The sequence below is a fragment of the Streptomyces sp. NPDC058663 genome (genome assembly GCF_042716745.1).
Lineage (GTDB): Bacteria > Actinomycetota > Actinomycetes > Streptomycetales > Streptomycetaceae > Streptomyces.
Map to the genome: position 1 here is coordinate 58,799 of NZ_JBHXRV010000022.1, position 23,529 is coordinate 82,327.

Genomic DNA, 23,529 nt, shown 5'->3' on the forward strand with positions numbered 1-23,529 from the left:
CTCATGGGCACCTCCGCGGGTTCCGAGACCATCCGCATCCTCGCGGTGGACGACCACCGGCTGATGCGCCAGGCGCTCAGCGAACTCCTCGACCTGTACCACGGCCTGACCGTGGTCGCCCAGGCCAACGACGGCGAAGCCGCCGTCGAGCTGGCCGCCCTGCACCGCCCCGATGTCGTCCTGCTCGACGTGGAAATGCCGGGGCCCGGCCCGATGGCCAACCTGCGCAACATCAGGCGGGCCGCCCCGGGCGCCCGGGTCATGTTCCTGACCATGCATGACGACCCCCGGCTGATCGAGGCGCTGCTCGCCGGGGGCGCCGCCAGCTATCTGCACAAGGAGGTGGACCGGGAGATCCTGGTCTCCGCCATCCGCAGTGCCATGGCGGGCGGCACCACCACGTTCCTGCCCAGGCCGACGACGGGCCCCGGGCACCAGCCCGCTCCGCCGCCGCTGACCCCGCGCGAGCGGGAATTGATGGAACTCGTCGCGCAGGGGCTGAGCAACCGCCAGATCGGCAGTCGTCTCGGCATCACGGAGGGAACCGTCAAGCGCCATCTGCGCAACGTGTTCGAGAAGCTGGGCGCCAGCTCCCGTCTCGACGCCGTCAACCGGGTCCGTTCCGCCCGTACTTACTGACCGCGCGGCCCGTCGACGGCGGAACGCCGCTGTGCGCGGTCCGCCGCGTACAGCGCCAGAGCGGGCAGCAGCGTCGCCCCGTACACCCACAGGAGCCAGCCGAAGGAGCGGGCGAAGGCCTCCGCCACCAGGCCGTGCGTCTCGTGCGCGGCGTTGCTGAGCACCACGGTCACGACCGCGATCGCCAGAGCGCCGCCGATGCGCTGGAGCAGGTTGAGCTGGGCGGAGGCGTCCGGGATGGACTCAGGGCGGATCGACTCGAAGGCCCGGGTCATGGCGGGCACGATCGTCAGTCCGGTGCCCAGGCCCCGCACCACCAGGGCTCCGCACACCAGCAGGTAGGAGGTGTCCGCAGTCAGCGAAGTGAGCGGCCAGGTGGCGAGCATGGTGAGCAGGATGCCGAGCACGACGGTACGACCGCCGCCCAGGCGCTTCATGACCGGTCGGCAGCCGACTCCGGCGATCACCACGCCGATGCCGCCGACGGACATCAGCAGCCCGGTGGCCACCGGGCTCTCGCCGCGCGCGGACTCGAAGTACAGCGGGATGAGCATCATCGGCGAGTACAGGACAAAGCCCAGGCAGAAGATGTTGACCGCGGCCGTGCGGTAGACGCCGTGCTGGAAGAGCCGCAGGTCGAGCAGGGGGTGCGGGGTGCGCAGTTCGCGTACGACGAAGACCGTGCCGCTCAGCGCGGCCAGGGCGAGCAGGGTGATCAGGGCGGGGTCCGCGCTCGTTCCGGTCTCGGAAAAGGCGTGCACGGCGAGGACGGTGCACACCGTGCAGGCGGCCGCGCTCAGCAGCCCCAGCACGTCCAGCGGCTTGCTCCGGCCGGCAGCCGGTGCGTCGGGGCGCACCCAGCGCACGGTGGCCACGAGGAGCAGCACGCACAGGGGGACGTTGACGGCGTACACGGAGGACCAGCCCCAGAAGTTCACCAGGAGTCCGCCGATCGTCGGCCCGAGCAGCGGGCCGATCAGCATGACACTGCCGTTCAACGCCTGTACCCGGCCCAGGTGTTCGCGGGGCATCCCGCTGGTGAGCAGGATCGTCGACACGGGGACGAGGAGACCGGCGGCGCCCCCCGACAGACCGCGGGCGGCGATGAGTGAGGGAAGGCTCGGGCTGAGCGCACAGGCTGCGGAGCCGATCGCGAACACCGCCACGGAGGCGGCGAAGACCCTGCGCACGCCGAACCGGTTGGCCAGCCAGCCGCTGGCGGGCATCGACGCGGCCAGCGCGACCAGATACGCGGTGACCACCCACTGCACCTGGGTGAGCGCCCCGAACCGGGCGGTGGTCTCCTCCAGGGACACGTTCACGATGGTGGTGTCGAGCAGCGCGAGGAACCCGCCCGCGACGGCGACGGCGATCGTCAGGAAGGGCGAGGGACCGCTCCTGGCGGCTCCGGCGGGCGCGGCCTCCGGCTCCTCGGGCGGGGCGGGGTCGATGGGTTCGGTGTCTTGGGTCAGGGACATGGCAGGAAGTCGTCCTTCAGGAAGGGGGCGCGGGGGGCCGGTTTCAGACGCCGTCGGTGAGGGCGCGTTCGATCGCGTCGAGGACCCGCTCGGCCGCCTCACGGGCACCGGCCCGGTCGCGGCAGGAGAGGGTCACCTCGGTCTCGTCGCCGATCCGGCAGGTGCTGAGGAACATCTCGGCGTACGGAACGAGCATGGGCAGCGTGTAAAAGGCAATGGGGCGGAAGCGGCCGGTGGAGAGATCGTCGAGGTCGATCCGGCCGTGGTCGGTGACGATGGCGGTGCACGGGAAGCGGGTGCCGTCCAGCCCCCTTGCTTCCGCGAGGGTGTTGGCGAAGGGGTTGCGGCGCAGGAAGTCGCGTTCGAGGGAGGCGACGTCGGCCTTGCGCAGCAGGGCACGCACGAGGCGGCCGTGCAGGACGCTCCAGGTGTCGTCGCGAGTGAAGTCCAGCACCAGCTGGGAGGTCAGGTTGGCGCTGGAGCGCACCGCCGGGTCATGGCGACGCAGGTCCACGGGGACTATCAGGCGGCCCTCGTCGCCGGGCAGCGCACCCGCGAGGGCGGCGGCGATGCGGGCGGTGACGGCGGACGGAGGGGCCGCTACCCGTCGCCGGACCCAGAGCGGCACGCCGTCCGACGGGCCGTGCCCGAGGGCCGCGGGCAGCCCGGCCCGCCTGGCGGGCGGCTCCAGGGGCGCTACGCGTCCGGCGGCGGTACGGAAGTGGGTGTCGTCGACGAGGGAGTCCGCGCCGACGGGCTCCTCGCCGCGCAGCGCCCGGAAGACGTCGGCGATCCACTGCCTCAGCCCGCGCCCGTCGGTGACGACGTGGCTGGCCCGCACGACGAGCCGGACGGGGGCGGGGGCCGTGGCGTCGGCGGGCTCCCGTGCCTGTCCCGTCATCAGGGCGACCTCGCAGACCGGCCCGGTGACGACGTCCAGGTCGCCCCGCAGGAACGGCAGGTCGTACCCCGCGTCGTACGGCAGCTCGGTCACGGACGGCGGCGGACCGTCCGCCCGCCAGGACGCCCCGCGCCGCCGCACGGCGAGTCCGGGGCCGGCGAGGGTGGCGACGCGTACCGCCTCCCGCAGTTCCCCGGCGTCGATCCGGCCCTCTCCCTCGACCACCATCTGGATCAGCTGGGGCACTCCGGTCGCGGCGGCGTTCAGGTACCCGCGCTCGATCTGCGACATGCGCCGGACGTAGGTGTACGGGGCTGCCGCCCGGCCGGACGGGTGTACGGCGGCGGTGGTCATACCGGCTCCGGGGTCGGGGCGCCGAGGCGCAGTACGGGTTCGCCGGGGCCCGGCTGCCACCACCGGCGTACGTCGGCGGCGGCGTCAGCGGCGAGGGCGAGGTGCAGGACGGGCGCGGGGGTGCCGCCGGGCGCCGCACGGAGTGCGGCGGGTGCCGGCAGCGCACCCAGGTGTGTCGAACTCACTTGGTAGGCGGGGACGTTGGTCGTGCGCCAGCCGGGCCGCCAATCGGGCAGGCGGGTACCGGCGAAGGTCTCCTTGGCCAGGTGCGAGGCCTTGATGAGCGCTTCGCACTCGGCGAAGTCCCGCAGCGCGGCTGGCTGTTCGCGGCCGAGCAGGGTGCCGAGCCAGCGCATGGCGTGCGGCCGGTCCCGCTCGTCCTGGAGGTCCACGCCGACGTGCGGCCCGGCGGCGAAGGCCACGGCGCTGTACGCGTCGCAGTGCGCCACCGAGACCGACAGCCCGTACTCGGGCAGCGACCACCGCTTGTGCGCGTCCCGCACGAGGCCCGCGCCCGTGACCGGAGCCCGGTACAGCGTGTCCAGGGCGGCGACGATCAGGGCGCGGCCGGATCCGTGGAGGCGGCGTCCCGTGCGGTCGCGGGGCAGTCGGGGATGGTGGGTGATCAGGAGGTCGATGCCGGGGCGCCCGAGGGGGGCGGGGGCGGGACCGGCCGCACCCGCTCCGGCACCGGCCGCGTGCCGCTCTCCGGCGCCGCCCCGGATCACCGGGTCGGCAATCAGGCTCATCAGGGTGCCCATCACGCCCCCGTGTCGAACACGGCCGCCGCGTAGCTGCCGCCGTGGGCGAAGGAGGAGAGGAGTACGGGGCCGGGGGCGGCCGGAGCGGCGAGCGCGGCGATCAGGCCGAGCGCACCCGCGCTGCCGTACGTCTCACCGAGCACCGCCTTCGGGGCCAGCACTGGGCGGCCGTCCAGACCGGAGGCTCGCAGGGCACGGGCCTGGTTCAGGTCCACCAAGGGGTGGCCCGATGCGGCGGAGACGACGGTGCCGATCTCCTCGGGGGCCGCCCCGGCGTCGGCCAGCGCGGAGCGGACCGCGCGGGCCCACGCCAGGCCGTCGCGGCCGAGCCGTCCGATGCCGACCGATTCGCCGGAGGCTCCGAAGCCCCGGACGGTGGCGAGCCGCTCCGCACCCCGCGCCCGCGCCGCCGTGTCGCTCTCCAGGAGGATCGCGGCGGCGCCCTCGCTGAGGACGGTTCCGGTACGGCCGCCGGGCACGACCGGCAGGGAGCGCGCGTATCCGGGCAGGGCCGCCTGGGTGGCGAGTGCCTGGGCGGGGAACTCGTCGGCGATCACGACCATGATCCGTGTCGCGGCGCCGCGGGCGATGACCCGGGTGGCTAGCTGGAGCGCGAGGACCGAGCTGGTGCCGCCGCCCGCGATGGTGGCGGTGTAGCCCCGGTAGCGGTGCAGCATCGCCACGTGCCCGGCCGCCGCGTTGACGACGGTGTTCGCGAAGAGGGAGGGGTTCGCGCCGGTGATGCCCCGGCGCAGTACGCCCTCGTGGAACTGGAGCACCGAGGTCACCGGGCCGTACCCGGTGGCGAAGACGATGCCGGTGCTCTCCGCCTCCGTACGGGACGGCTTGCCGTGGCGGGCGTACAGGTCGCCGACGACGGAGGCGGCCAGCAGGCTCAGCGGGTCCATCCGGCGGGCCCGGCTGGGGTTGGTGCCGCGCGCGGCGGCCTTGATGTCGGCCCGGCCGACCGGGACGTCGCCGATGCCCTCCACGTGCTCGGTCGCCCCGAAGCAGGGGCGGTTCTCGCGCAGCGCTTCGAGGAGGGACTCGGTGTCGCCCGCGGAGCCCGCGAGGCCGGCGACGCCGGTGACGACCACCTCGTGCTCGGCAGCGGGGTGGCGGGCCGGGCGGGCAGTTCTGCCGGGCTTGTTGAGGACGACGGAGGCGTTGTTGCCGCCGAACGCGAAGGAGTTGGAGAGCACTACCTGCGGCTGTGCCTTCCGGCCCGCTTCCGGTACGACGTCCAGGCCGAACGGCGAGGCCACGCCGCGGGAGTTGACGGTCGGCGGCAGTACGCCCCGGTCCAGGGCCAGGATGCTGACGACGGCCTCCACCGCGCCGGCCGCACCCAGCGTGTGCCCGATGATCGACTTCGTGGAGCTGGCGGGCGGGATGTCAGGCCCGAACAGCAGCTTCAGGGCCTTGGGTTCGGAGGCGTCGTTGGCAGGGGTGCCGGTGCCGTGCAGGTTGAGGTAGTCGACGTCCTTCGGGGTGAGCCCGGCGGTGTCCAGGGCCTGCGCCATGGAGGAGCAGGCGCCCTTGCCGCTGGGGTCGGGGGCGGTCTGGTGGTAGCCGTCGCAGGAGAGCCCGTACCCGCCGAGCTCGGCGAGCACCCGCGCGCCACGCCCCTCTGCCCGCCGCACCGACTCCAGCACCATGAACCCGGCGCCCTCACCGAGCGTGAGCCCGGTGGAGGCGGCCAGCGGCGAACAGGGCTCCTCATCCAGTGCGCCCAGTGCGCTGAAGCCGTACGCGGAGAGTTCGGCGAGGGGGTCGACGCCTCCGCAGACGACGTGGTCGACCTCGCCCTTCCACAGCAGTTCGGCCGCGTACCCGAGGGCGACTGCACTGGCGGCGCAGGCGTTGGAGAGGACCACGCGGGGGCCGCGCAGGTCGAACTCGGCGGCGATGTGGTCGCCGACGCAGGGAAGCTGGGCGGCTGCAGCCCGTTCGGCGTCGAGCCGGCCCTCGTGCACCAGCTCCCGGTGCACGCTCTCCAGGGTGGGCATCGCGCCGAGGCTGGAACCGACGACGACGGCTACGCGGTCCCGGTCGACGGTGTCCAGGTCGAGTCCGCTGTGGTGCAGGGCCTCCCGGATGGCGGCGGAGGCGAGGGCGTAGCACCGGTCGAGCCCGGCGGGCTGTCCGCCGGTGACCATGCCCGCCCAGTCGGTCAGCAGCTCGGAGGTGTCGAAGAGGGTGTTGGTACGGATGCCGGAGGTGCCGGAGGCGATGGACGCCCAGCTCTTCTCGACGTCGTCCCCGGCGCCGGTGATCAGACCGAGGCCGGTGAGGGCGATGGTCCGGTCCGCCGGGGCGCCGACGGCCGGGCTGGTGCGCGTACCCGTGCTCATGACGGTTCTCGCCTCCTTGCCCGTCGGGGCGTGCGTCTTCTCGCCCGTCGGGGCGTGCGTCTTCTCGCCCGTCGGGGCGTGCGTGCCGTTGCCCATCAGGCGATCTTCGTGGTGAGCGAGCGGGCGACGACGCGGGGCAGCGTGACAGTGCGCACCGGGCGGTCGGCGTCCTGCTCGTCCTGGGCGGTCAGGTCGAGACCCGGGACGCCGAACGGGCTGTCGAGGACGGCCAGCAGGAGTTCCTCCTCCGGATTGGCGGAGGGGGCCTGCCACAGCACGGTGCCCACTGTGCGGCCTGCGACGGTGACCGGGGTCCCGGCGGTGAAGCCGGCACCCGCCGGGGCGGCGACGGCGGCCAGCCTGGTCTCGCCCGCGCCCGGGGCGACCAGGTCGTCCGAGCCGTGGAACTCACCGATCCGGTCCCAGTCGACCAGCCAGGACAGGTCGGCCCGGTTCACCGTGAGGCCGCCGAAGCCGGACCCGAAGACGCCCATACCCGCCTCCGCCTGCACCCGGGCCAGCGCCTCGGGGCCGACCGGCGCGCCGTCCTGTGCCGCCACGGCGGCGAGTACGGCCTCGTGGGCGGCGTCGGGGGCATTGGTGAGGAGCAGATAGCCGTACTCGCCGGTGGTGCCGACCCGGGCGAGGTGGGCGAGGGCGGCGGGCTCCCCGGGCAGTCCGGACGCGGCGATGCCGTGCAGCGGCAGGCCGGAGATGTCGTAGTCGAGGAATCCGGCCGCTGCGGACCAGGCGGTCGGGCCTTCGAAGGCGCTCGCACCCCAGCCCCCGGGCTCGACCTCGACGTGCGCACCGGCCGGAACGCCGACCGTCTCGAAGTGGGCGCGCAGCGCGTCGGCGGTGACGTGGGTACGCGGCAGCAGCCAGGACTCGTCGGCGAGTTCGAAGTGCAGCAGGAGCGCGAACGGGCTGCCGTCGGCGTTCAGCGCCAGCACCTCGCGGACGGTCTCCGGCTCGACGAAGTCGGCGGATTTGGCCAGCAGCCGGTCAAGCAGGGTGAGCCGCTCGTCCCCGGTCAGCCGGACCAGCGGAGCCTGGACGCGGTAGGCCCCGACGGCGGTGCGCAGGGTGGCGTAGTCCTCGGTGAGGGTGCGGGCGGCGGTGGCGGCGGTGAGCGTGGTCATGATGTGTGGTTCCTTCGGGAAGAATGGGGCGGCAACCGTCGAAGTCGCCTGATGTCCAGGTGGGTTGAGGGTTCGCGCGCTTCAGGTGAGCGGCGCGTCGTGCACGGACAGGTGCCAGTCGGCGTCCGTGCCGGTGGGGGTCGCACAGCCGACGATGAGTCCCGCCGAGGTGGTACGGAGGACGAATTCGGCCTCCTGGGGCGCCCCAGGGGCCGGGCGGCAGTGCAGCCAGCCGCCGTCGGTGAGCCGCAGCGAGAGTGCGTCGGCCCACACCTGGCGGAACTGCGAGGAGTCCCGCTCCCAGCGGATCCCGGCGGACTCGAAGACCACGGAGGTCCGCTGCGGGGTGTGCGGGGTCAGCCACAGGACGGTGTCCCGTGCCTCGTCCGCACCGGCAGCGCGACGCTCGCCCGGTTCTCCGTCCGGCAGGCCCTGCGGGCGGTGGCGGACGGCGACCCGTACCGGCTCGGCCGGGTCCTCGGGTGCGAAAACCTCCCAGCCGGTCCCGTCGGCTGGGGCGTACAGGGCGCGGGGCCCCTTCTCCTCCCAGCCGCCGGACGGGCGCACGCCCCACCCCAGGCCGTCGGCCCGGTCGGCACGTCCGCGTTCGCCGGTCACCCACATCCCGGCCGTCCAGCGCGGGTTGCAGCCGAACACCCGGCTGCGGGGATACGGGCTGCGCAGGACGCGTACCGCCCCTTCCTTCCAGACGGTGACGCCTCCGACGGCGGCGCGCAGGTCCACCGTGCGGGAGCCGCCCGGGGCGGGACCGGCTGCGGCGCCGGCGGCGGCCCCAGCAGGTACGGCTTCGACCGCGGCGGCCTTGCTACGGAACACCGTCCGCAGCCGGGACACCCCGTCCGCGCCCGGCACCGCACGTCGCTCCAGCAGCGTGCCGTGGACCAGCCGCAGCGGTGCTTCGACCGTCAGGCCGATTGTCCAGCGCGCGCCGCCCCAGGTGAGCCCGGTGCCCGCGGGGGCCTCGTGCCCGGCGGCCACCACCTCCGAGGCGTCCCGCACCCCGAGGCCGGTGCCCAGGGGGTGGCGCTCCCCGGCCTCGTACTCCAGGAACCCCTGCCGCAGGCCCACGTGCTGGAAGATCCGGCCGGGCGTGCGGGTGCAGGTGAACGCCTGCTCCAGGATGCCGCCGACGAGGGTGAGTTCGCAGGTGACCCGGTCGTCGCCGCACCGCTCGACGACCCGCAGACCGTCTTCGCGCGGGGTGACCTCCAGGTCGCGGGGTTCGGCCTCGCGCCAGCCCGCCTCGCTCGCGGCCAGGCAGGCCGGCCAAGTGGAGACGAGCAGCGGCCCGTGGTGGCCGTCCGCCCAGACTCGGAGCGTGCCGTCCACGGCGTCGAGTTCGGCGCTGAGCGCGCCCTCCCCGAAGCGGTACGGGGCCGCCGGGGCGGCGGTGCGGGCGTACTGAGGCGGCGGGGTGAGCCGCAGTGCGCGGACGTTCCCGTCGGGTCCGGTGAGGGCGGCCTCGCGGACCGCGCCCCGGTCGACGTCCACGCTCGCGGCGAGCCGGAAGTCGCCCAGGGAGAGGGTGTGGGCGACGGTGCGCACTCCGTCCAGCACCGTGATGTCGGTGCGCAGCTCGTCGTCCCGGCCGCCCGCCACGGTGGCGAAGCTGCTCAGGCCGCCCAGGGCCGCCTTCGCTTCGTCACCGAGGTCGGCGAAGACGCTGCGCAGGATCAGCGGGATGTAGTTGTGGAGCTCGACGTTGCCGTCCTCGCCGGGCACGGTGCGGCTTACGGAGACGCAGCCGACCCGGCGGTAGAGCCGGAAGGCGACGGAGTTCGCCGGGTTGACGGTCAGCCGCAGCACCAGGCAGCCGGAGCTCACCATCCACTCGACCGCCTCGGTGAACAGCCGTCCGGTGAGGACGCCGTTGCGGTGGGCCGGGGCGACGAAGAACATGTCGGCGATGAGCTCGCCGGCGCGGGCGGTACGGCGGCCGGTCGTGTGGAACAGGCCGAAGGTGGCGACCAGTTGGCCGCCCTCGACGGCGACGAGGAACAGCGCGGTGTCGCGTTCGGTGAGCTCCCGCCCGAGTTCGGCGCCGGTGATGCCGCCGGTCACGGGGTTGGGGTTGTCCCGGTGCCGGTTGTAGAGCGCCGCGATGTCGCGCGCGTCGGTGTCCTGGTAGGGACGGATCGTCAGTGACATGACGTATCTCCTTCTCGGTCTCCTCCTTCTTCCGCTCCGCGTCAGCCGGTGCGGCCGGTGCCGGCACGGCCGGTGCTTACGATCAGCGAGCCGGACGCGGCCTTCTCGCCGTCGACGCTCGCCTTCACCTGCACCTGGCGCAGTCCGCCGAGCCGCTGGCCGAGCCGGGCCTGAAGGGTGAGCCGGTCGCCGGGGACGACCAGCCGGGAGAACTTCATCGAGCTGATCGACCCGAGGTAGCCGACGCTGTCGGCCGGGTCGCCCTGGGCGGGCTCGGTGGACTCCAGGAGTTCGGCGACGTACACGACGGCCACCAGCTGGGCCATCGCCTCGACGATCATCACGCCGGGCATGATCGAGTGGTCGGGGTAGTGGCCCGCGAAGAACGGCTCGTTCACCGAGACGCTCTTGATGCCGCGTCCCGAGACGCCCGGTACGACGTCGTAGGCCCGGTCGATCATCAGCATCGGCCAGCGGTGCGGCAGCATCCGCTTGATGTCGTCCGAGGAGTAGTCGAACGTCCGCGTCGCGGGCTTCCCCGTCACGGGCACACCGGGGCTGAGGGCGGTCGTCACGCCGCGTTCTCCCGGTCCTCGATGAAGTCGACGAGGGCGTTGATGGAGCCGAATGCCTCGAAGTCGTCGTCGCTGATCAGTACGTCGAACTCGTTGTTGACCATAACGACGATCTCCAGGGTGTCCAGCGAGTCCATCTCCAGGCCCCTGCCGAACAGGGGCTGGTTGTCGGAGACGACGTCCGGCGCGACGTCCAGGCCGAGCCGGTCGATGATCATCGACTTGACCATGGTGTTCCGCTCCAGACGCGCCTCCGCGCGGGTACGGACGTCCTCGAAGGTGGCAGAAGACACGGAAATACCTCTCTCATTCATTGACCTGATTCGTCCTGGTTCGTTGACCGAACGTCAGATGTGTGTTGTCGAAGGTCAGTTGACGGGAATCATGCCGCCGTCGACGGTGAGGACCTTGCCGGTGATGTACGAGGCGGCGGGTCCCGCCAGGAAGGCGGTGGCCTGCGCCACCTCCTGCGCCGTCCCCATCCGGCCGAGCGGAATGGCCCGCACGGCCTCCTTCAGGTGGGCCGGGGGAACCTTCCTGGCCATGTCGGTGTCGATGAACCCGGGGGCCACGACGTTGACCCGGATGCCGCGCGGGGCAACCTCCTGCGCCAGGGACTTCGCCAGGGAGATCACGCCGCCCTTGCTGGCGGCGTAGTTGGCCTGCCCGGCGCGGCCCGCGATGCCGCTGGTGGAGGCGATCAAAACGATCGATCCGCCGGTCGCGTACATCTGCTTGGTGGCCTCGCGGGCGGTGAGGAAGGCGCCGGTGAGGTTGGTGGAGATCACTTCCTGCCACTTGGCGCTGCTCATCGCGGCAAAGTGGCCGTCGGAGGTCACCCCGGAATTCAGCACGGCCACGTCCAGCCGCCCCCACTCCGTCCTGATGCGCTTGTACATCGCGGTCACGGCGGCCTCGTCGGACACGTCCGCCTGCACCAGCAGGGCATGGCGCCCGAGCGCCCGGATCCGCTCCGCCACCTCCTCCGCCTCCTTGGTGCGGGAGCGGTAGTTGAGGGCGACGTCGCAGCCCTGGGCGGCCAGGGCGAGCGCGACGGCCGCGCCGATTCCGCGCGAGGCGCCGGTCACCAGAGCCTTGCTGCCCTCGGGGAAGCAGCCGGGCACACCTGAAGTGGCGGGTGCCGTGCCCGTACTGTCTGCCAGTACCCCGCTCATGCCGTCACCCCGGTGCCCCGGCCCCCGGTCCCCGAGGTGACCGGGTGGTCCCCCGGGTCGAAACCGTCGGCCTCCGTGCCCAGGCCCGCCCGGTCGGCGGCCCGCAGTACGGTGCGTGCGACGGCGAGGTCCAGCACGCCGAGCCCGAACGGGGAGAAGACGGCCGTCTGGCCCGCGGGGGCAGCCGTCGCCTCGCCCACGAGCACGGCGGCGATCTCCTGGTGCACGAACTCCCGGTGCCCCACCACCTGTTCGGCGCGGTGCAGCGAGGTCTGCTCGCGGAGGACGTGGTCGGCGTCGTCGACCACGTTGTACGCGCCGAGGACGGAGTCGGTGCTCAGGTCGCGCAGCGACAGGTGCAGGATCACCTGGCCCGCCGGGCGGTCCGGGTGGTCGGCCAGGTCGAGCCAGTAACCGGAGTCGGTGGTGGCGACGGACACGGTCGGGGCGGTGAGCGCCTCGTCGAGACCACCGGCCCGGAAGGTCAGCCGCGGGTGTTCCGCGGCCAGTTCGGCGGTCAGGTACTCCGCCCGGCCCGGTACGGCGTCCTGGAGGACGACCGTCTCCAGCTCGGGGTGGGTGAGCGCCAGGAAGTCGACGACGCGCAGGTTGATGGTGCCACAGCCGATCAGGGACGCGGCGCGCACCGGCCGTTCGCCGTGCAGCGCCCGGGAGGCGAGCGCGGCGCTCGCCGCGGTCCGCGAGGCGGAGATCCGGCTGCCTTCGAGCAGGGCGACGGGGTAGCCGGTGGCGAGGTCGTTGAGAATCTGCACCGAGGAGGCCCGCTGGAGGCCCTGGGCGACGTTCGCCGGGAACGACGAGATCCACTTGAGCCCCATGACGGGCTCGTCCCCACCGAGGTAGGCGGGCAGCGAGATGATCCTGGAGCCGGCGGGCCGGGGAGGCCGCAGGAAGCTGGAGAACGGCAGGTCCGAATCGCCCTTCCCGTGCAGGAGGTAGGCGTCCCGCACGGCGTCGAGGACGAGTGGATCGAGCCCGTCGAGCGCGGCCCGGACGTCGTCGCGACCGAGGATCCTCATGACTGGTGGCTCCTTTCCGAGGAAGTGGCGTGGGCGGGGGGCGAATCGGGGGTGTGGGGCGCATCCGGGGCCGTGCCGAGGCGGGATGCCACCCAGGTGTCGGAGTAGACGGTGTCGAGGTACCGGTCGCCGCCGTCCGGCAGGACCGCCACACAGGTCGCACCCGGTTCGATCCAGGAGGCGGCGTCCAGCAGTGCGGCCACCACCGCCCCGGAGGACCCCCCGGCCAGGACAGATTCTTTGGCCAGCAGTTGGCGGCAGCCGCGTACACAGTCCCGGTCGGTCACCTTGACCACCCGGTCGGCGAGCCCGGGGCGTGCAAGCGGCGGCACCACGGCCGCCCCGTGGCCGGGGATGCTGCGCCGGTGGCCGTGTTCCCACGGCGCGGGCGGACCGAAGATGACGCTGCCGACCGCGTCCACCGCCACGACCTTCGTCGTCAGGCCGTGTCGCTGGATGTACTCCGCGCAGCCGCGCAGCGTTCCGGTGGTTCCGGCCGCCAGGAAGAGGTAGTCGGGGCCGCCGGGCAGCGCCTCGCAGATTTCGCGCATCGTGTCGTGGTGCGCGAACGCGTTGCGCTCGTTGGCGTACTGGTTGGGCCAGTACGCGTCGGGGACGCGTGCCAGCAGGGCGCGGACACGTTCGATGCGGGCCGGAAGGTACTCGCCGGTGGCCGGGTCCCGGTCGACGACCTCCACCCGTGCCCCGTACGCCCGCATGAGCGCGAGGTTCTGGGCGGTGGTGCGGGGATCGACGACGCAGATCAGGCCGAGCCGGTAGAAGTTGCAGAGCTGGGCGAGCGCGATGCCGAGGTTGCCCGAGGACGACTCGACGACGGTGGAGACGCCGGGCACCAACTCCCCGATGGACAAGGCGTGTTCGATCATCGAGCGGGCGGCGCGGTCCTTGATGCTGCCGCCCGGGTTGAACCGTTCGCACTTGCCGTACACCTGGAAGCGGGCGGGCGCAAAGAGCCGGTCGAGCGCGACGAGCGGGGTGCGGCCGATGGTCGCGACGATGTCGGGGGCAGGAGCGGGGGCGGGCGCCCGGGAGCGCGCGGGCCGGTCCGCGCGGACGGCGGCACCCGTGCCGTCAGGGGCGAGAAGGGTCATCACGGTGTCTTTCTGCTGATCTGGAGCCGCAGCTCGCTGACGTAGCGCCCGCCGTCCGCGTCGGGCAGCCAGGCCCCCTCGGGAGCGGGCAGCGGCTCGCTGACGCCGATGTGGGCGTGGGGGTCGAGGCGGCACGTCCGGCGCACGAGATTGGCGAAGGAGAGCACGACGGTCGGGCTGGTGAAGTCGACCAGCGAGGGCTTGGTCTCCTGCGGAAACTTCACGAACGCCCGCTCCGGCAGCACGTGTTCGGTCACCCAGCGGCGTACCGCCAGGTAGTCGTCCTCCCGGTCCGGCTTCGCGGGCAGCAGCACGGACCCGGCCGGCAGCCGCCAGGACTCCCGGAAGAGGACCGTCCCGTCGAGCGTGACCCGGGGCGCGTGCGCCCGGTCGAGGCCGATCTTGAACGCGTCGGCCGCGATGATCGAGACCGGCACGGCCAGCAGTTCCGGCAGGCTCCACGCACGCCCGTCGGGGGCGGTCGCGGTGACCTTGCCTCCGGCCTCCGCCAGAGTGAAGGAGACCGCGGGGTCGATCCGGGAGCGGTCGTCGTACGGGGCCCTGGTGAAGCCGATCAGGCGGTCGCCCGCGCCGATCGGGGCGGGCACCATGCGCCCGCTGTTGCGCTTCCATTCGACGGGCAGCAGGGGCACGAGGCGGGGTGCGCCGACGGCCGTGTTGACCTTGTCGCGCAGCGACTGCCCGTCGTCGGTGGTCCAGTCCAGGAAGGGCAGGTCGCAGGTGGCCAGGCAGGCATGCAGCTCGCCGAGTACCACCGTGTACTCTCCGGCGTCGAAGGCTTCCACGGAGTCGGCGACGACCTGGAGGTCGGGGCTGTGCACAGCCAGGTGCGGGGAGCCGACCGGTCCGGTGGCGAAGACCTCCCGGGCCCGTGCGGCGAGCCTGGCGGTCGTCAGGTCCAGCCGCTCCGGCAGCGCAGCCACCGGGTCGACGTCCAGCAACTGCCGCCACTTGGCGGCCAGTTCCCGGGTCGCCTGCTGTACGGGGGTGGCGTTCTCACCCCAGAACAGACCTAGCACCCGGCTCCAGACGTCGGCGAGGGTCAACGCGCGTCCGGCCGGTGTGTGCGTGTCGCGCACGAAGGCCGCGACCTCCGCCTCCACGAGTGCGGCCAGCCGGTTGCCGAACCAGTCCGCCGCGTCCGCCACCAGCGACAGCGGGCGGGCGATCCGGTCGAGGAAGTCGCCGCCCAGCGCGATGTGGCAGTCCCGCAGCGCGTCCTGGTAGACGAGGGTGCGTCCGGCGTAGGCCTTGCCCTCCTCCCGGGAGGCGTCGAGTCCGGTCGCCCGGACGAAGTACGCGTCCAGCGCGTCCAGCGCGGCGACGAGCCGCCCGGAGTCGGGGGCGGTGTCCACGGCGTCCCGCAGCGCGTCCAGCTCGGCGAGGGTGGTCTCGAAGCGGGACCGCAGTTCCGCGTCGCCCACCGCAGCGATCCGGCGCCGCAGCACGGCTTCCGCCCGTACGTCGACGGGGATGTTGGCGTCCCAGGACAGCACCCGCTGTCTGACCAGCCGGGCCAGGATCCTCTCGACCCGCGCTCGCGCGCCCGCCGCCTCCCACCCGTCCCGTTCGACGAGTGCGTCGGTGACGGCCTGGGCGCTGCGGTCGCCGTCCGCGTACGCCAGCACCCGGACGTCGTCCGGACGCAGGGCGAGGGTGCGTCCGCCGGGCAGCACCAGCCGGTCGCCGTCGAGGTGCACGTCGGGGCGCAGCACCGGCGGGAACCACCGGCGGGCGCCGGGAAGCGCCGCCATGGTGTCGGCCAGCGCGGCCACCGCCCAGCGTTCGAAGGAGGTGCGGCTGCGGTGGGTGAGGCCGGGTCCGGGCTGGAAGTCCAGGGCGCGCCTCTGGCTGCCGACCTCGATCCAGGCGGCGGGGCCGAAGAACCCGATTGTCTCGGCCTTGGCGCAGTACCGGAGCCAGTACATGGCCAGGGTGCGTTCGCGCTGCTTGCGCTTGGAGTCCTTGCCGGTGCCCGCGGCGAGCGCGTCGAGGACGCGGTACACGGTGCGGTTCTGCCAGGCGATGGCGGTGCGCACCCGCTCGTCGCGGGCGAGTACCGCGAGCCGGGCGGACTCTGCGGCGGCGTCGGCCCGGTAGGCCTCGCCGAACGCGGCCCGCGCGTCGGGACTGTCGGGGACGGGCTGGGCGGCACGGGCTGCGTTCGGCCCGCCGAGCAGTTCCAGACCGGCGACCGGGAATCCGGCGCTGCGCAGCAGCCCCTGCCCCCACACCTGCCAGTCCCCGCCGTCCAACGGGTATACGGGCCCGAACGGGGTAGTCATCCGCTCGCCCCGTCCCGGAAGGCCGCCGCCAGGCGTGCCACACCTTCGGCGATCCGCTCCTTGGGCGCGTTGCTGAAGCACAGCCGCAGTGCGTCCGCGTGCTCCCCGTCGATGCCGAAGTGGCTGCCGGGGACGAAGGAGACGCCGTGGTCGGCGGCCGGTGCGGCGAAGCGCGCGGTGTCGGCGCCGTCGCGGTGGCGCAGCCACAGGTAGAAGCCGCCTTCGGGCCGCTCCCACTGCCAGTCGCCGCCCCGGCCGAGTTCGCTCTCCAGCGCGTCGGACATCAGGTCGCGGCGCTCCCGGTAGGCGGCCCGGTAGCCGTCGACCAGGCCCGTCCAGCCGGTCCTGGCGTGGAACGTGGCCAGGGCGGCCTGAGCCAGCGGGGACGGCGAGAGGGTCATGACCTCGGTGGTGCGGCGCAAAGCGGCCGCGAGGTGTTCGGGTGCGGCGATCCAGCCGCAGCGCAACCCGGGAGCGAACACCTTGGAGAAGGTGCCCAGGTAGACGACCCGCTCGGGGTCGAGGCCCTGGAGGGTGGGGGTGGTCCGCCCGTCGAAGCCGAGCAGACCGTAGGGGTTGTCCTCGACGATCAGCAGCCCGAGTTCCTGCGCGACCTCCATGAGTCTGACCCGGCGTTCGGCGGAGAGGGTGGCGCCGGTCGGGTTCTGGAAGGTGGGGTTGCAGTACAGCAGCCGGGTGGTGCGGCCCTCGGCCGTCAGGCGCAGCACGGTGTCGCGCAGCCCTTCGGGGTCGAGTCCGCGGGCGTCCTCGGGGACGGCGCGCAGGGTCAGGCCCGCGGTGCGGAAGGCGGCCGCGGCGCCCGGGTAGGCGGGGGTCTGGCACAGGACTGTCTCTCCGGGCTCCGCGAGGGAGAGGCCGACGGCGAGCAGCCCCATCTGGGAGCCGCCGGTGGGCACCAGGTTCTGCGCATTGGTGCGGCCGCCCTCGCGGGCCATCAGGTCGGTGATCGCGGGGACGAGGGAGGTGGCGACGTGCGGGGTGCTGTACTGGAGGGCCACCCGGCCGCCGACGCGTACGAGCCGGGAGAGCTGGGCGGAGATCTCCTGCAGCGGCAGCAGGTCCAGGTCGGGCAGGCCGCCGGCGAAAGAGATCACGTCGCCGGCCCGCTCGAAGAGCTGGGGCATCCCGGCCGTCGGCCGGGAGTCGGTCCACATGACGGTCAGTTCCCCGTCCCGGTGAGTGCGGTGGCGGCTGCCCGGTCCTCGGCGGCCTCGCGCAGCGCAGCGGACGAGGTGAGGGGGAGCCGGGTGAGGGTGTCGGGGTCGAACTCGATGCCGTACGCCTCCTCCACGGCCATCACCAGGGCGATGGTGTGGAGCGAGTCCACGCCGAGGTCGACGAGCGGGGCCGTCGGGTCGGTGACCGTGACCGAGCAGGTCTGCTCGACGAGCCGGTCAAACTCTTGCTGCTGCATGGAGGGTCCTCGTCGTGTGGGCGGCCGGACGGGCCGTCGGCGCCTTGGTGGGCTGCGGGCGGACGGCGGCCGAGGCCTGTTCGAGCGCGTCGGCCTGCCGTTGTGCGGCGGCCCTGTCGGGCTTGCCGTTGGCGGTCAGGGGTACGGAGGGGAGCGGGACGATGCGGTCGGGCAGCCGGGCCGCGTCGAGGCTGCGGGCCAGCAGTTCGCGCACCTCGTGCGGGGCGAGCGCGGTGCACACGGCCAGCCGCAGCGGGGCGCCCTCGCGGGCGGGCCGCAGGGCGACCGCGGCACTCACGCCGGGGATGCGCTCGGCGGCGTCCTCGATCTCGGTGAGCCCGATCCGGGTGCCGCGGTGCTTGATCATGTCGTCGTCGCGGCCGGCGAAGTAGAGCAGCCCTTCGGCGTCCAGGTGGCCCTGGTCGCCGGTGTGCAGTTCGAGGGAGCCGTCGGGGTGGCGCACGAACCGCCGCTGGTCCTCCAGCGGCACGCCCCAGTAGCCGGCCATCACGGTGGCGCCGTGCACGACGATCTCGCCGCGCTGCCCGGCGGGCAGGGTGCGCCCGTGCGCGTCGACGACGCGCACCGTGTCGCCGGGGATGGCCGGGCCGACGGAGTCGGGGCGCTCCTCGTACCGTGCGGGGTCGAGGATCGAGATGCGCTTGCACTCGGTCATGCCGTACATCGAGGCGAACGACGATCCGGGGAAGGCCGCGAGGAGCTCGGCGGTGACCGAACGCCCCGGGCGGGCACCGGTGTTGGTGAACAGCCGCACCTGGGCGGGGTACCGCTTCCTGCGCTGGAGGAGGGTGAGCAGCTGGGCAAGCGAGGGGACGAGCGGGACGACGGTGACACCGTGGTCCGCGATCACCTTCAACAGGGCGTGGTCCCCGGTCCGTTCGGCCAGGACGAGGGTGCTGCCCGTGCGGGCGCACAGCAGGGCCTGGTAGAGGCCGTAGTCGAAGGAGAGCGGGAGCCGGCAGAGCACCACGTCGTCGGGGCGGTAGCGGAGGCGGGCGTTGACTGCCTCGACGGCCGCGGCCGTCTGCCGGTGCGGGCACACGACCCCCTTGGGGCGGCCGGTGGTGCCGGAGGTGTAGATGAGGGTGGCGACGTCGTCCTCATCGACCTGCGCGGTGAAGTCGTCGGGGTCGGTGTCCCGGATCTCCCGGCGGGCCCGGTCGACGTCCACGGTGCGTCCCGCGCCGTCGCCCGCACCTGGCGGGCAGACGGCCAGGGCCGCCGTGCAGTCGGCGACGATGTGGGCGATCTGCGGGACGGTCAGGCCCGGGTGGACGGGGACCAGTACGGCGCCGGTGCGGAAGGCCGCGTGCAGCAGGGTGACGAAGGTACGGTCGTTGCCGCCTGCGTACACCACCCGCTGTCCTGCGGTGACGCCCTGCGCGCGGAGCCAGCCGACGGCACGGTCGACGTCGGTCCCGAGTCCGGCGTAGGTGAGGCTGCCGTCGGAGTCGACCACCGCCGGGTGGGCGGGGCGCTCGGCGCGGGCGCGGTCGAGGAGTTCATGCAGAGGCACGGGCGCGCTCCTCCATGCGTACGGGAACGGGGTGAACGGGAAGGGGCCGTACGGGAGCGGGCGGTACGGAATCGAGCCGGTTCCGGAGCGTGGCCAGGTCCCTGGGGGTGTTGGCCGGGAGGACGGTGAGGTCCGGGAGCCGGCGGCGCAGGAGAGCGGTCAGCGTGCGGGTGGGCGGCAGCGAGACCACCAGCGCGGGGGCGAGCCCGCCCAGGGTCTCCAGGCACAGGTCCCAGCGCACCGGGCGGGTCACCTGGCCGACAAGCCGGTCGCGGATCTCGTCGGCGCAGGTCACCAGGGCGCCGTCGGCGTTGGAGATCAGCGCGCCGTGCGGGGTGCGGAAGGCGGTGGCGGCGAACGCGTCGGCGACGGTGCGCCGTGCGGACTCCATGTGGGCGGTGTGGAAGGCCCCGGCAACCGGCAGCGCTTTGACGGTGGCGCCGGGCGGCGGTGCGGTGGCGAGCCGCCGCAGGTCGCACACCGGGCCACCGGCCACGATCTGGCCGGGTCCGTTGAACGTGGCGGCGCTCAGGCCGAGTTCGGCGAGCCGGTCCAGTACCTGGTCCTTCTCGCCGCCGATCACGGCCGTCAGTCCGGTGGAGGCTTCGGCGCAGGCGGCGGCCATGGCCCGGCCCCGTACCGCTGCCAGCCGGATCGCGTCCGCCGGGTCCAGGGCTCCGGCGACGGCGGCAGCCGCCAGCTCGCCGACGGAGTGACCGGCCGCCACCGGGTGCCCGGCCCCCGCCCCGCCCAGCGCGGTGTGGGCGAGCAGGGCGTGGGCGACCAGCAGGGGCTGGGTGTTCTCGGTGCGGGCGATCTCGGCCGCGGAGGCCCGGGTGCCCAGGTGGGCAAGATCGACGTCGGCCGCCTGTGACCAGTCCCGTACGCGTGCGGCGTGCTCGGGGTCGCGCAACCACGGGGCCAGCATTCCGGGGGTCTGGGAGCCTTGTCCCGGCGCGATGAATACGAACACTTGTCCTACCTCCATCGTGTGAGGTGCCCACCGTCCGGCCAGGGCCGACGGGAGGTGCGGTACGAGGAAACGGGGGATGTGGGGGCGGGGCGGCGGGCCCGGGGGTCCGGGGGGCCGGGGGGCCGGGGGGCCGGGGGGCCGGGGGGCCGGGGGGCCGGGTGCCGCCTACAGACGTCCGGTGCTCTTGCGGAAGCGGCGTACCGCCATGAAGGAGAAGGCGGCGAACCAGGCGGCGACGTTGACGACCGCGCCGGTCAGCGAGGAGTGCGTGCCTTCGAAGGAGTAGCCCTCGGTGAGCGCGTAACGGGCCAGCGTGGCGACTCCGTACATCGGCGAGTACCGGGAGACCTCCAGCATGATCCCTTCGAGCGGGATGAACAGGTTGCCGAGGAAGGCCAGCGCGGTCATGGTCAGACCGGGCATGTGCATCACGACCTCGGGCTTCATGGCCAGGCCCAGCGCGATGCCGAGAGCAGCGAAGACGGCGGCCCCGAGCCAGGCGACCAGCAGCGAGGACACCCACACGCCGGTGTCGGCGCGGGCCCCGGTCAACGCCCCGAGCCCGCCGACGATGATCACGGGCACGGCCGCCATCACCACCGAGCTCACCACCTTGACCAGCAGATAGCCGGGCGGGGCGAGCGGGCTGAGCGCGATGGTGCGCATCCACCCCGCGGACTTCTCCACGGAGATGGTGGCCGCCGAGCTGATGGCGGCCATCGCGGCGCCGTAGACGGCGATGCCGGTCATCATCCAGGCCGCGAAGTTGCCGTGCGGCAGGGTCGCACCGGTCGGGGCGGTGCGAAAGAGGGCCAGGTAGAGCACTGCCGGGAGCAGCAGCGTGAAGATCGTGGTCTGCCGGTTGAAGCGGCGGGCCAGTTCGTGGCGGAGGAAGACCGGGTTCACCCCGGCGAACGGCGAGGTGCGGGTACGGCCTTCCCCGGCGGCCCGGCCGGTGGCGGCCCGTTCGGCGCGGTCGGTGGCGGTCATCGCGACTCCTCCTGGGTGGTGAGGGCCATGAAGGCCTCTTCGAGGCTGCGCGGGGTGACTTCGATCTCGGTGGCCGAGGTGCGCTCCAGGAGCAGCCTGAGCAGGGCGTCGGAGTCGGCGCAGTCGAAGTAGTGGCGGTCACCGCGCGGCACGCAGGAGCGGACCTGGTGGTGGGCGGCGACGGCGGCGGCCTCCCGCGGGGCGATCCGCGCGGAGACGGTGCGTCCGCTGAGGGAGGCCCGCAGCGCGGACGCCGACCCGTCGGCGACGACGTTCCCCCGGTCGACCAGGACCACCCGGTCGGCGAACTGATCGGCCTCCTCCATGTAGTGGGTGGCGAACATGACGGTCATGCCGCGTGCGGCGTCCTCGCGGACAGCGGCCCAGAAGTTCCGCCGGGCGACGACGTCCATGCCCGCCGTGGGCTCGTCCAGGACCAGGAAGTCGGGGTCGCTGAGCAGCGCGAGGGCGAACCGCAGCCGCTGCTGCTCGCCGCCCGAGCACTCGGCGACCCTGCGGTCGCGCAGTGCGGTGACGCCCGCCCTGGCCATCACCTTCTCGATGTCGGCGCCGGGGTGCAGGGAACCCAGCATCCGTACCGTGGCCGCGACGGTCAGGTCGGGCAGCAGTCCCCCGCTCTGGAGGACGGCGGCCACCCTTCCCGCCCGTACCGCCTGCTGGGGCGGGAGGCCGAAGAGTTCCACCGTGCCGGAGTCGGGGCGGGACAGCCCCAGCAGCATGTCGATCGTGGTGGTCTTACCCGCGCCGTTGGGGCCGAGAAACGCCACCACTTCGCCGCGCCCGACCCGTAGGTCCAGCCCGTTCACGGCGGTGATTTCCTCGCCCTTGGCGCTGGTGAACCGCTTGACCACCTTGCTGAGCACGGCGGCATCCGGAGACGTCACCTCCTTCCGCACCGGACTCTGGGGGGTGTGCAGCATCGAAGTTCCTTATCAGGAGTGAGGGGGCCCGGTCCGGACGGGGCCTGACCGGCGAGAACCACTCTCCCGCCCGCCGCCATCCGCGCCCTATCGCGTCACTACCCTCGCCCCGCTGCACCCGCCACCCGCCGGGCGAAGCCCCGGCCACCCGCTCCTCGACCGCGGAGCCGGCAACCGCCTACCCCAGATATTGGGAAGTGGCACGGGCGAGGTACGCCCCGTGCCCCGACCGCCCCTTGAACTCGCCCTGCGCGACCACCACTTCGCCCCGCGACAGCACGGTCTCCACCTGCCCGGTGACCCTGCGCCCCTCGTACGCCGAGTAGTCGACGGCCATGTGGTGCGTGGCGGCGGACATCACCTGCTCGGCGTGCGGGTCGTAGATCACCACGTCGGCGTCCGCGCCCGGCGCGATGGTCCCCTTCCGCCCGTACAGGCCGAACATCCTCGCCGGCGTCGCGCACGCGATCTCGATCCAGCGGCGGCGGGTGAGGTGCCCGTCGACGACGGCCTGATGGAGGAGGTCCATGCGGTTCTCCACGCCGGGGAGCCCGTTGGGGATCTTCGAGAAGTCGCCGCGGCCCATTTCCTTCTGGCCGGTGAAGCAGAAGGGGCAGTGGTCGGTGGAGACCACCTGGAGTTCGTTGGTACGCAGGCCGCGCCACAGGGCGGCCTGGTGCTCCTTGGGTCGCAAGGGGGTGGAGCACACGTACTTCGCGCCCTCGAAGTCCGGCTCGGCGAGGTTGTCGGTGGAGAGGAAGAGGTACTGGGGGCAGGTCTCGCCGAAGACCGGCAGGCCCTTGTGGCGGGCCGCCGCGATTTCGTTGAGGGCTTCCTCGGCCGACACGTGGACGACGTAGACGGGTGCGCCGGCGACCTGGGCGAGCTTGATGACGCGGTGGGTGGCCTCCGCCTCCAGGAGGGCCTTGCGGACCTCGCCGTGGTAGCGGGGGTCGGTCTCACCACGGGCCAGGGCCTGTTCGACGAGGACGTCAATGGCCAGGCCGTTCTCGGCGTGCATCATGACCATGCCGCCGTTGGACGCGGCCTTCTGCATGGCGCGCAGGATCTGGCCGTCGTCGCTGAAGAAGACCCCGGGGTAGGCGGTGAACAGCTTGAAGGAGGTCACCCCCTCCCCCACCAGGTGGTCCATCTCCTTGAGCGACGACTCATTGACGTCGGCCATGATCATGTGGAAGCCGTAGTCGATCGCGCACTTGGCGTCGGCCTTGGCGTGCCACGCGTCCAGGCCCGCGCGCAGGCTCTGCCCCGGGGACTGGATCGCGAAGTCGATGATCGTGGTGGTGCCGCCCCAGGCCGCGGCCCGGGTGCCGGACTCGAAGGAGTCGGCGGCGAAGGTGCCGCCGAAGGGCATCTCCATGTGGGTGTGCGCGTCGACGCCGCCAGGGATGACGTATTTGTGCGTGGCGTCGAGGACGCGGTCCGCCGTCCACTGCTGGGTGCCGGGGGCCGCCAGGGCGGCGATCCGGCCGCCCTCGATCAGTACGTCCGCGTGGATCTCCTCGGCGGCCGTGACGACGAGACCGCCGGTGATCAGAGTGCGTGTCATGTGCGTGCGCCTCCTGGTGCCGGGTGTCCCGCCGTCCCGGGCTGGGTTGTCGTGCCGAAACGAGTCCTCGGCCAGTG

20 protein-coding genes are annotated in these 23,529 nt (G+C 73.1%); 1 reads left to right on the plus strand and 19 read right to left on the minus strand.

Going from position 1 to position 23,529, the window contains the following annotated elements; genetic code table 11:
• Window positions 1–3 precede the first annotated feature (3 nt).
• On the plus strand, window positions 4–639 hold the full coding sequence (locus tag ACFWVV_RS18005) for a response regulator (RefSeq protein ID WP_384351729.1): 636 nt from the start codon (window positions 4–6) through the stop codon (window positions 637–639).
• Here ACFWVV_RS18005 and ACFWVV_RS18010 read toward each other — a convergent pair.
• From ACFWVV_RS18010 to hydA, 19 genes are all read right to left on the minus strand, one after another.
• Window positions 633–2,117, minus strand: a complete 1,485-nt coding sequence (locus tag ACFWVV_RS18010) for an MDR family MFS transporter (RefSeq protein ID WP_384351732.1) — start codon at window positions 2,115–2,117, stop codon at window positions 633–635. The two genes, ACFWVV_RS18005 and ACFWVV_RS18010, sit on opposite strands and share 7 nt — an antisense overlap.
• Window positions 2,118–2,160: 43 nt before the next feature.
• Window positions 2,161–3,372: a hypothetical protein gene (locus ACFWVV_RS18015; RefSeq protein ID WP_384351735.1), complete on the minus strand. Its 1,212-nt coding sequence runs from the start codon at window positions 3,370–3,372 to the stop codon at window positions 2,161–2,163.
• A complete protein-coding gene (locus ACFWVV_RS18020; protein WP_384351738.1) occupies window positions 3,369–4,121 on the minus strand; it encodes a hypothetical protein in 753 nt (250 codons plus the stop codon). The genes ACFWVV_RS18015 and ACFWVV_RS18020 overlap by 4 nt, the downstream gene beginning before the upstream one ends.
• An 11-nt stretch (window positions 4,122–4,132) precedes the next feature.
• Entirely contained in the window at window positions 4,133–6,583 is a 2,451-nt protein-coding gene (locus tag ACFWVV_RS18025) for a beta-ketoacyl synthase N-terminal-like domain-containing protein (RefSeq protein WP_384351740.1), read from the minus strand.
• Window positions 6,583–7,629, minus strand: a complete 1,047-nt coding sequence (locus ACFWVV_RS18030) for an aminomethyl transferase family protein (protein WP_384351743.1) — start codon at window positions 7,627–7,629, stop codon at window positions 6,583–6,585. The genes ACFWVV_RS18025 and ACFWVV_RS18030 overlap by 1 nt, the downstream gene beginning before the upstream one ends.
• A gap of 81 nt (window positions 7,630–7,710) precedes the next feature.
• The gene (locus ACFWVV_RS18035) at window positions 7,711–9,798 is read right to left on the minus strand and encodes a GNAT family N-acetyltransferase (RefSeq protein WP_384351745.1); all 2,088 of its coding nucleotides are present in this window, start codon (window positions 9,796–9,798) and stop codon (window positions 7,711–7,713) included.
• A 41-nt stretch (window positions 9,799–9,839) separates the two neighbouring features.
• Window positions 9,840–10,373: a 3-hydroxyacyl-ACP dehydratase FabZ gene (gene fabZ / locus ACFWVV_RS18040; protein WP_384351748.1), complete on the minus strand. Its 534-nt coding sequence runs from the start codon at window positions 10,371–10,373 to the stop codon at window positions 9,840–9,842.
• Window positions 10,370–10,666 carry an acyl carrier protein gene (locus ACFWVV_RS18045; protein WP_384351751.1) on the minus strand — a complete coding sequence of 99 codons (297 nt, stop codon included), beginning with the start codon at window positions 10,664–10,666 and terminating at the stop codon, window positions 10,370–10,372. The genes fabZ and ACFWVV_RS18045 overlap by 4 nt, the downstream gene beginning before the upstream one ends.
• A 75-nt stretch (window positions 10,667–10,741) precedes the next feature.
• Complete coding sequence (gene fabG, locus ACFWVV_RS18050) at window positions 10,742–11,548, minus strand: 3-oxoacyl-ACP reductase FabG (RefSeq protein WP_384351754.1); 807 nt, start codon at window positions 11,546–11,548, stop codon at window positions 10,742–10,744.
• A complete protein-coding gene (gene sbnB / locus ACFWVV_RS18055) occupies window positions 11,545–12,588 on the minus strand; it encodes a 2,3-diaminopropionate biosynthesis protein SbnB (protein WP_384351756.1) in 1,044 nt (347 codons plus the stop codon). Before sbnB ends, fabG begins: the two co-directional genes overlap by 4 nt.
• Complete coding sequence (sbnA, locus tag ACFWVV_RS18060) at window positions 12,585–13,700, minus strand: 2,3-diaminopropionate biosynthesis protein SbnA (protein ID WP_384351759.1); 1,116 nt, start codon at window positions 13,698–13,700, stop codon at window positions 12,585–12,587. The genes sbnB and sbnA overlap by 4 nt, the downstream gene beginning before the upstream one ends.
• A complete protein-coding gene (locus ACFWVV_RS18065; protein WP_384351762.1) occupies window positions 13,700–16,006 on the minus strand; it encodes a lantibiotic dehydratase in 2,307 nt (768 codons plus the stop codon). Before ACFWVV_RS18065 ends, sbnA begins: the two co-directional genes overlap by 1 nt.
• Window positions 16,003–17,181 carry a PLP-dependent aminotransferase family protein gene (locus ACFWVV_RS18070; protein ID WP_384351765.1) on the minus strand — a complete coding sequence of 393 codons (1,179 nt, stop codon included), beginning with the start codon at window positions 17,179–17,181 and terminating at the stop codon, window positions 16,003–16,005. Before ACFWVV_RS18070 ends, ACFWVV_RS18065 begins: the two co-directional genes overlap by 4 nt.
• A 5-nt stretch (window positions 17,182–17,186) precedes the next feature.
• A complete protein-coding gene (locus ACFWVV_RS18075; protein WP_384351768.1) occupies window positions 17,187–17,441 on the minus strand; it encodes an acyl carrier protein in 255 nt (84 codons plus the stop codon).
• On the minus strand, window positions 17,422–18,978 hold the full coding sequence (locus ACFWVV_RS18080; protein WP_384351771.1) for a class I adenylate-forming enzyme family protein: 1,557 nt from the start codon (window positions 18,976–18,978) through the stop codon (window positions 17,422–17,424). The genes ACFWVV_RS18075 and ACFWVV_RS18080 overlap by 20 nt, the downstream gene beginning before the upstream one ends.
• On the minus strand, window positions 18,965–19,951 hold the full coding sequence (locus ACFWVV_RS18085) for an ACP S-malonyltransferase (RefSeq protein WP_384351774.1): 987 nt from the start codon (window positions 19,949–19,951) through the stop codon (window positions 18,965–18,967). The genes ACFWVV_RS18080 and ACFWVV_RS18085 overlap by 14 nt, the downstream gene beginning before the upstream one ends.
• A gap of 165 nt (window positions 19,952–20,116) precedes the next feature.
• A complete protein-coding gene (locus ACFWVV_RS18090) occupies window positions 20,117–20,941 on the minus strand; it encodes an ABC transporter permease (protein ID WP_384351777.1) in 825 nt (274 codons plus the stop codon).
• Window positions 20,938–21,882 (minus strand): ABC transporter ATP-binding protein, encoded by a 945-nt coding sequence (locus tag ACFWVV_RS18095; RefSeq protein WP_384351780.1) that lies wholly within the window; start codon window positions 21,880–21,882, stop codon window positions 20,938–20,940. Before ACFWVV_RS18095 ends, ACFWVV_RS18090 begins: the two co-directional genes overlap by 4 nt.
• Before the next feature lie 178 nt (window positions 21,883–22,060).
• Window positions 22,061–23,452: a dihydropyrimidinase gene (gene hydA, locus ACFWVV_RS18100; protein WP_384351783.1), complete on the minus strand. Its 1,392-nt coding sequence runs from the start codon at window positions 23,450–23,452 to the stop codon at window positions 22,061–22,063.
• Window positions 23,453–23,529: the final 77 nt, after the last annotated feature.

Coding starts and splice junctions, on each gene's coding strand:
- fabG (WP_384351754.1), bottom strand. CDS start 11,548: ATGAGCGGGGTACTGGCAGACAGTACGGGCACGGCACCCGCCACTTCA.
- ACFWVV_RS18065 (WP_384351762.1), bottom strand. CDS start 16,006: ATGACTACCCCGTTCGGGCCCGTATACCCGTTGGACGGCGGGGACTGG.
- ACFWVV_RS18035 (WP_384351745.1), bottom strand. CDS start 9,798: ATGTCACTGACGATCCGTCCCTACCAGGACACCGACGCGCGCGACATC.
- ACFWVV_RS18070 (WP_384351765.1), bottom strand. CDS start 17,181: ATGTGGACCGACTCCCGGCCGACGGCCGGGATGCCCCAGCTCTTCGAG.
- ACFWVV_RS18025 (WP_384351740.1), bottom strand. CDS start 6,583: ATGGGCAACGGCACGCACGCCCCGACGGGCGAGAAGACGCACGCCCCG.
- ACFWVV_RS18095 (WP_384351780.1), bottom strand. CDS start 21,882: ATGCTGCACACCCCCCAGAGTCCGGTGCGGAAGGAGGTGACGTCTCCG.
- ACFWVV_RS18015 (WP_384351735.1), bottom strand. CDS start 3,372: ATGACCACCGCCGCCGTACACCCGTCCGGCCGGGCGGCAGCCCCGTAC.
- hydA (WP_384351783.1), bottom strand. CDS start 23,452: ATGACACGCACTCTGATCACCGGCGGTCTCGTCGTCACGGCCGCCGAG.
- ACFWVV_RS18075 (WP_384351768.1), bottom strand. CDS start 17,441: ATGCAGCAGCAAGAGTTTGACCGGCTCGTCGAGCAGACCTGCTCGGTC.
- ACFWVV_RS18010 (WP_384351732.1), bottom strand. CDS start 2,117: ATGTCCCTGACCCAAGACACCGAACCCATCGACCCCGCCCCGCCCGAG.
- ACFWVV_RS18020 (WP_384351738.1), bottom strand. CDS start 4,121: ATGAGCCTGATTGCCGACCCGGTGATCCGGGGCGGCGCCGGAGAGCGG.
- sbnA (WP_384351759.1), bottom strand. CDS start 13,700: ATGACCCTTCTCGCCCCTGACGGCACGGGTGCCGCCGTCCGCGCGGAC.
- ACFWVV_RS18005 (WP_384351729.1), top strand. CDS start 4: ATGGGCACCTCCGCGGGTTCCGAGACCATCCGCATCCTCGCGGTGGAC.
- ACFWVV_RS18030 (WP_384351743.1), bottom strand. CDS start 7,629: ATGACCACGCTCACCGCCGCCACCGCCGCCCGCACCCTCACCGAGGAC.
- sbnB (WP_384351756.1), bottom strand. CDS start 12,588: ATGAGGATCCTCGGTCGCGACGACGTCCGGGCCGCGCTCGACGGGCTC.
- ACFWVV_RS18090 (WP_384351777.1), bottom strand. CDS start 20,941: ATGACCGCCACCGACCGCGCCGAACGGGCCGCCACCGGCCGGGCCGCC.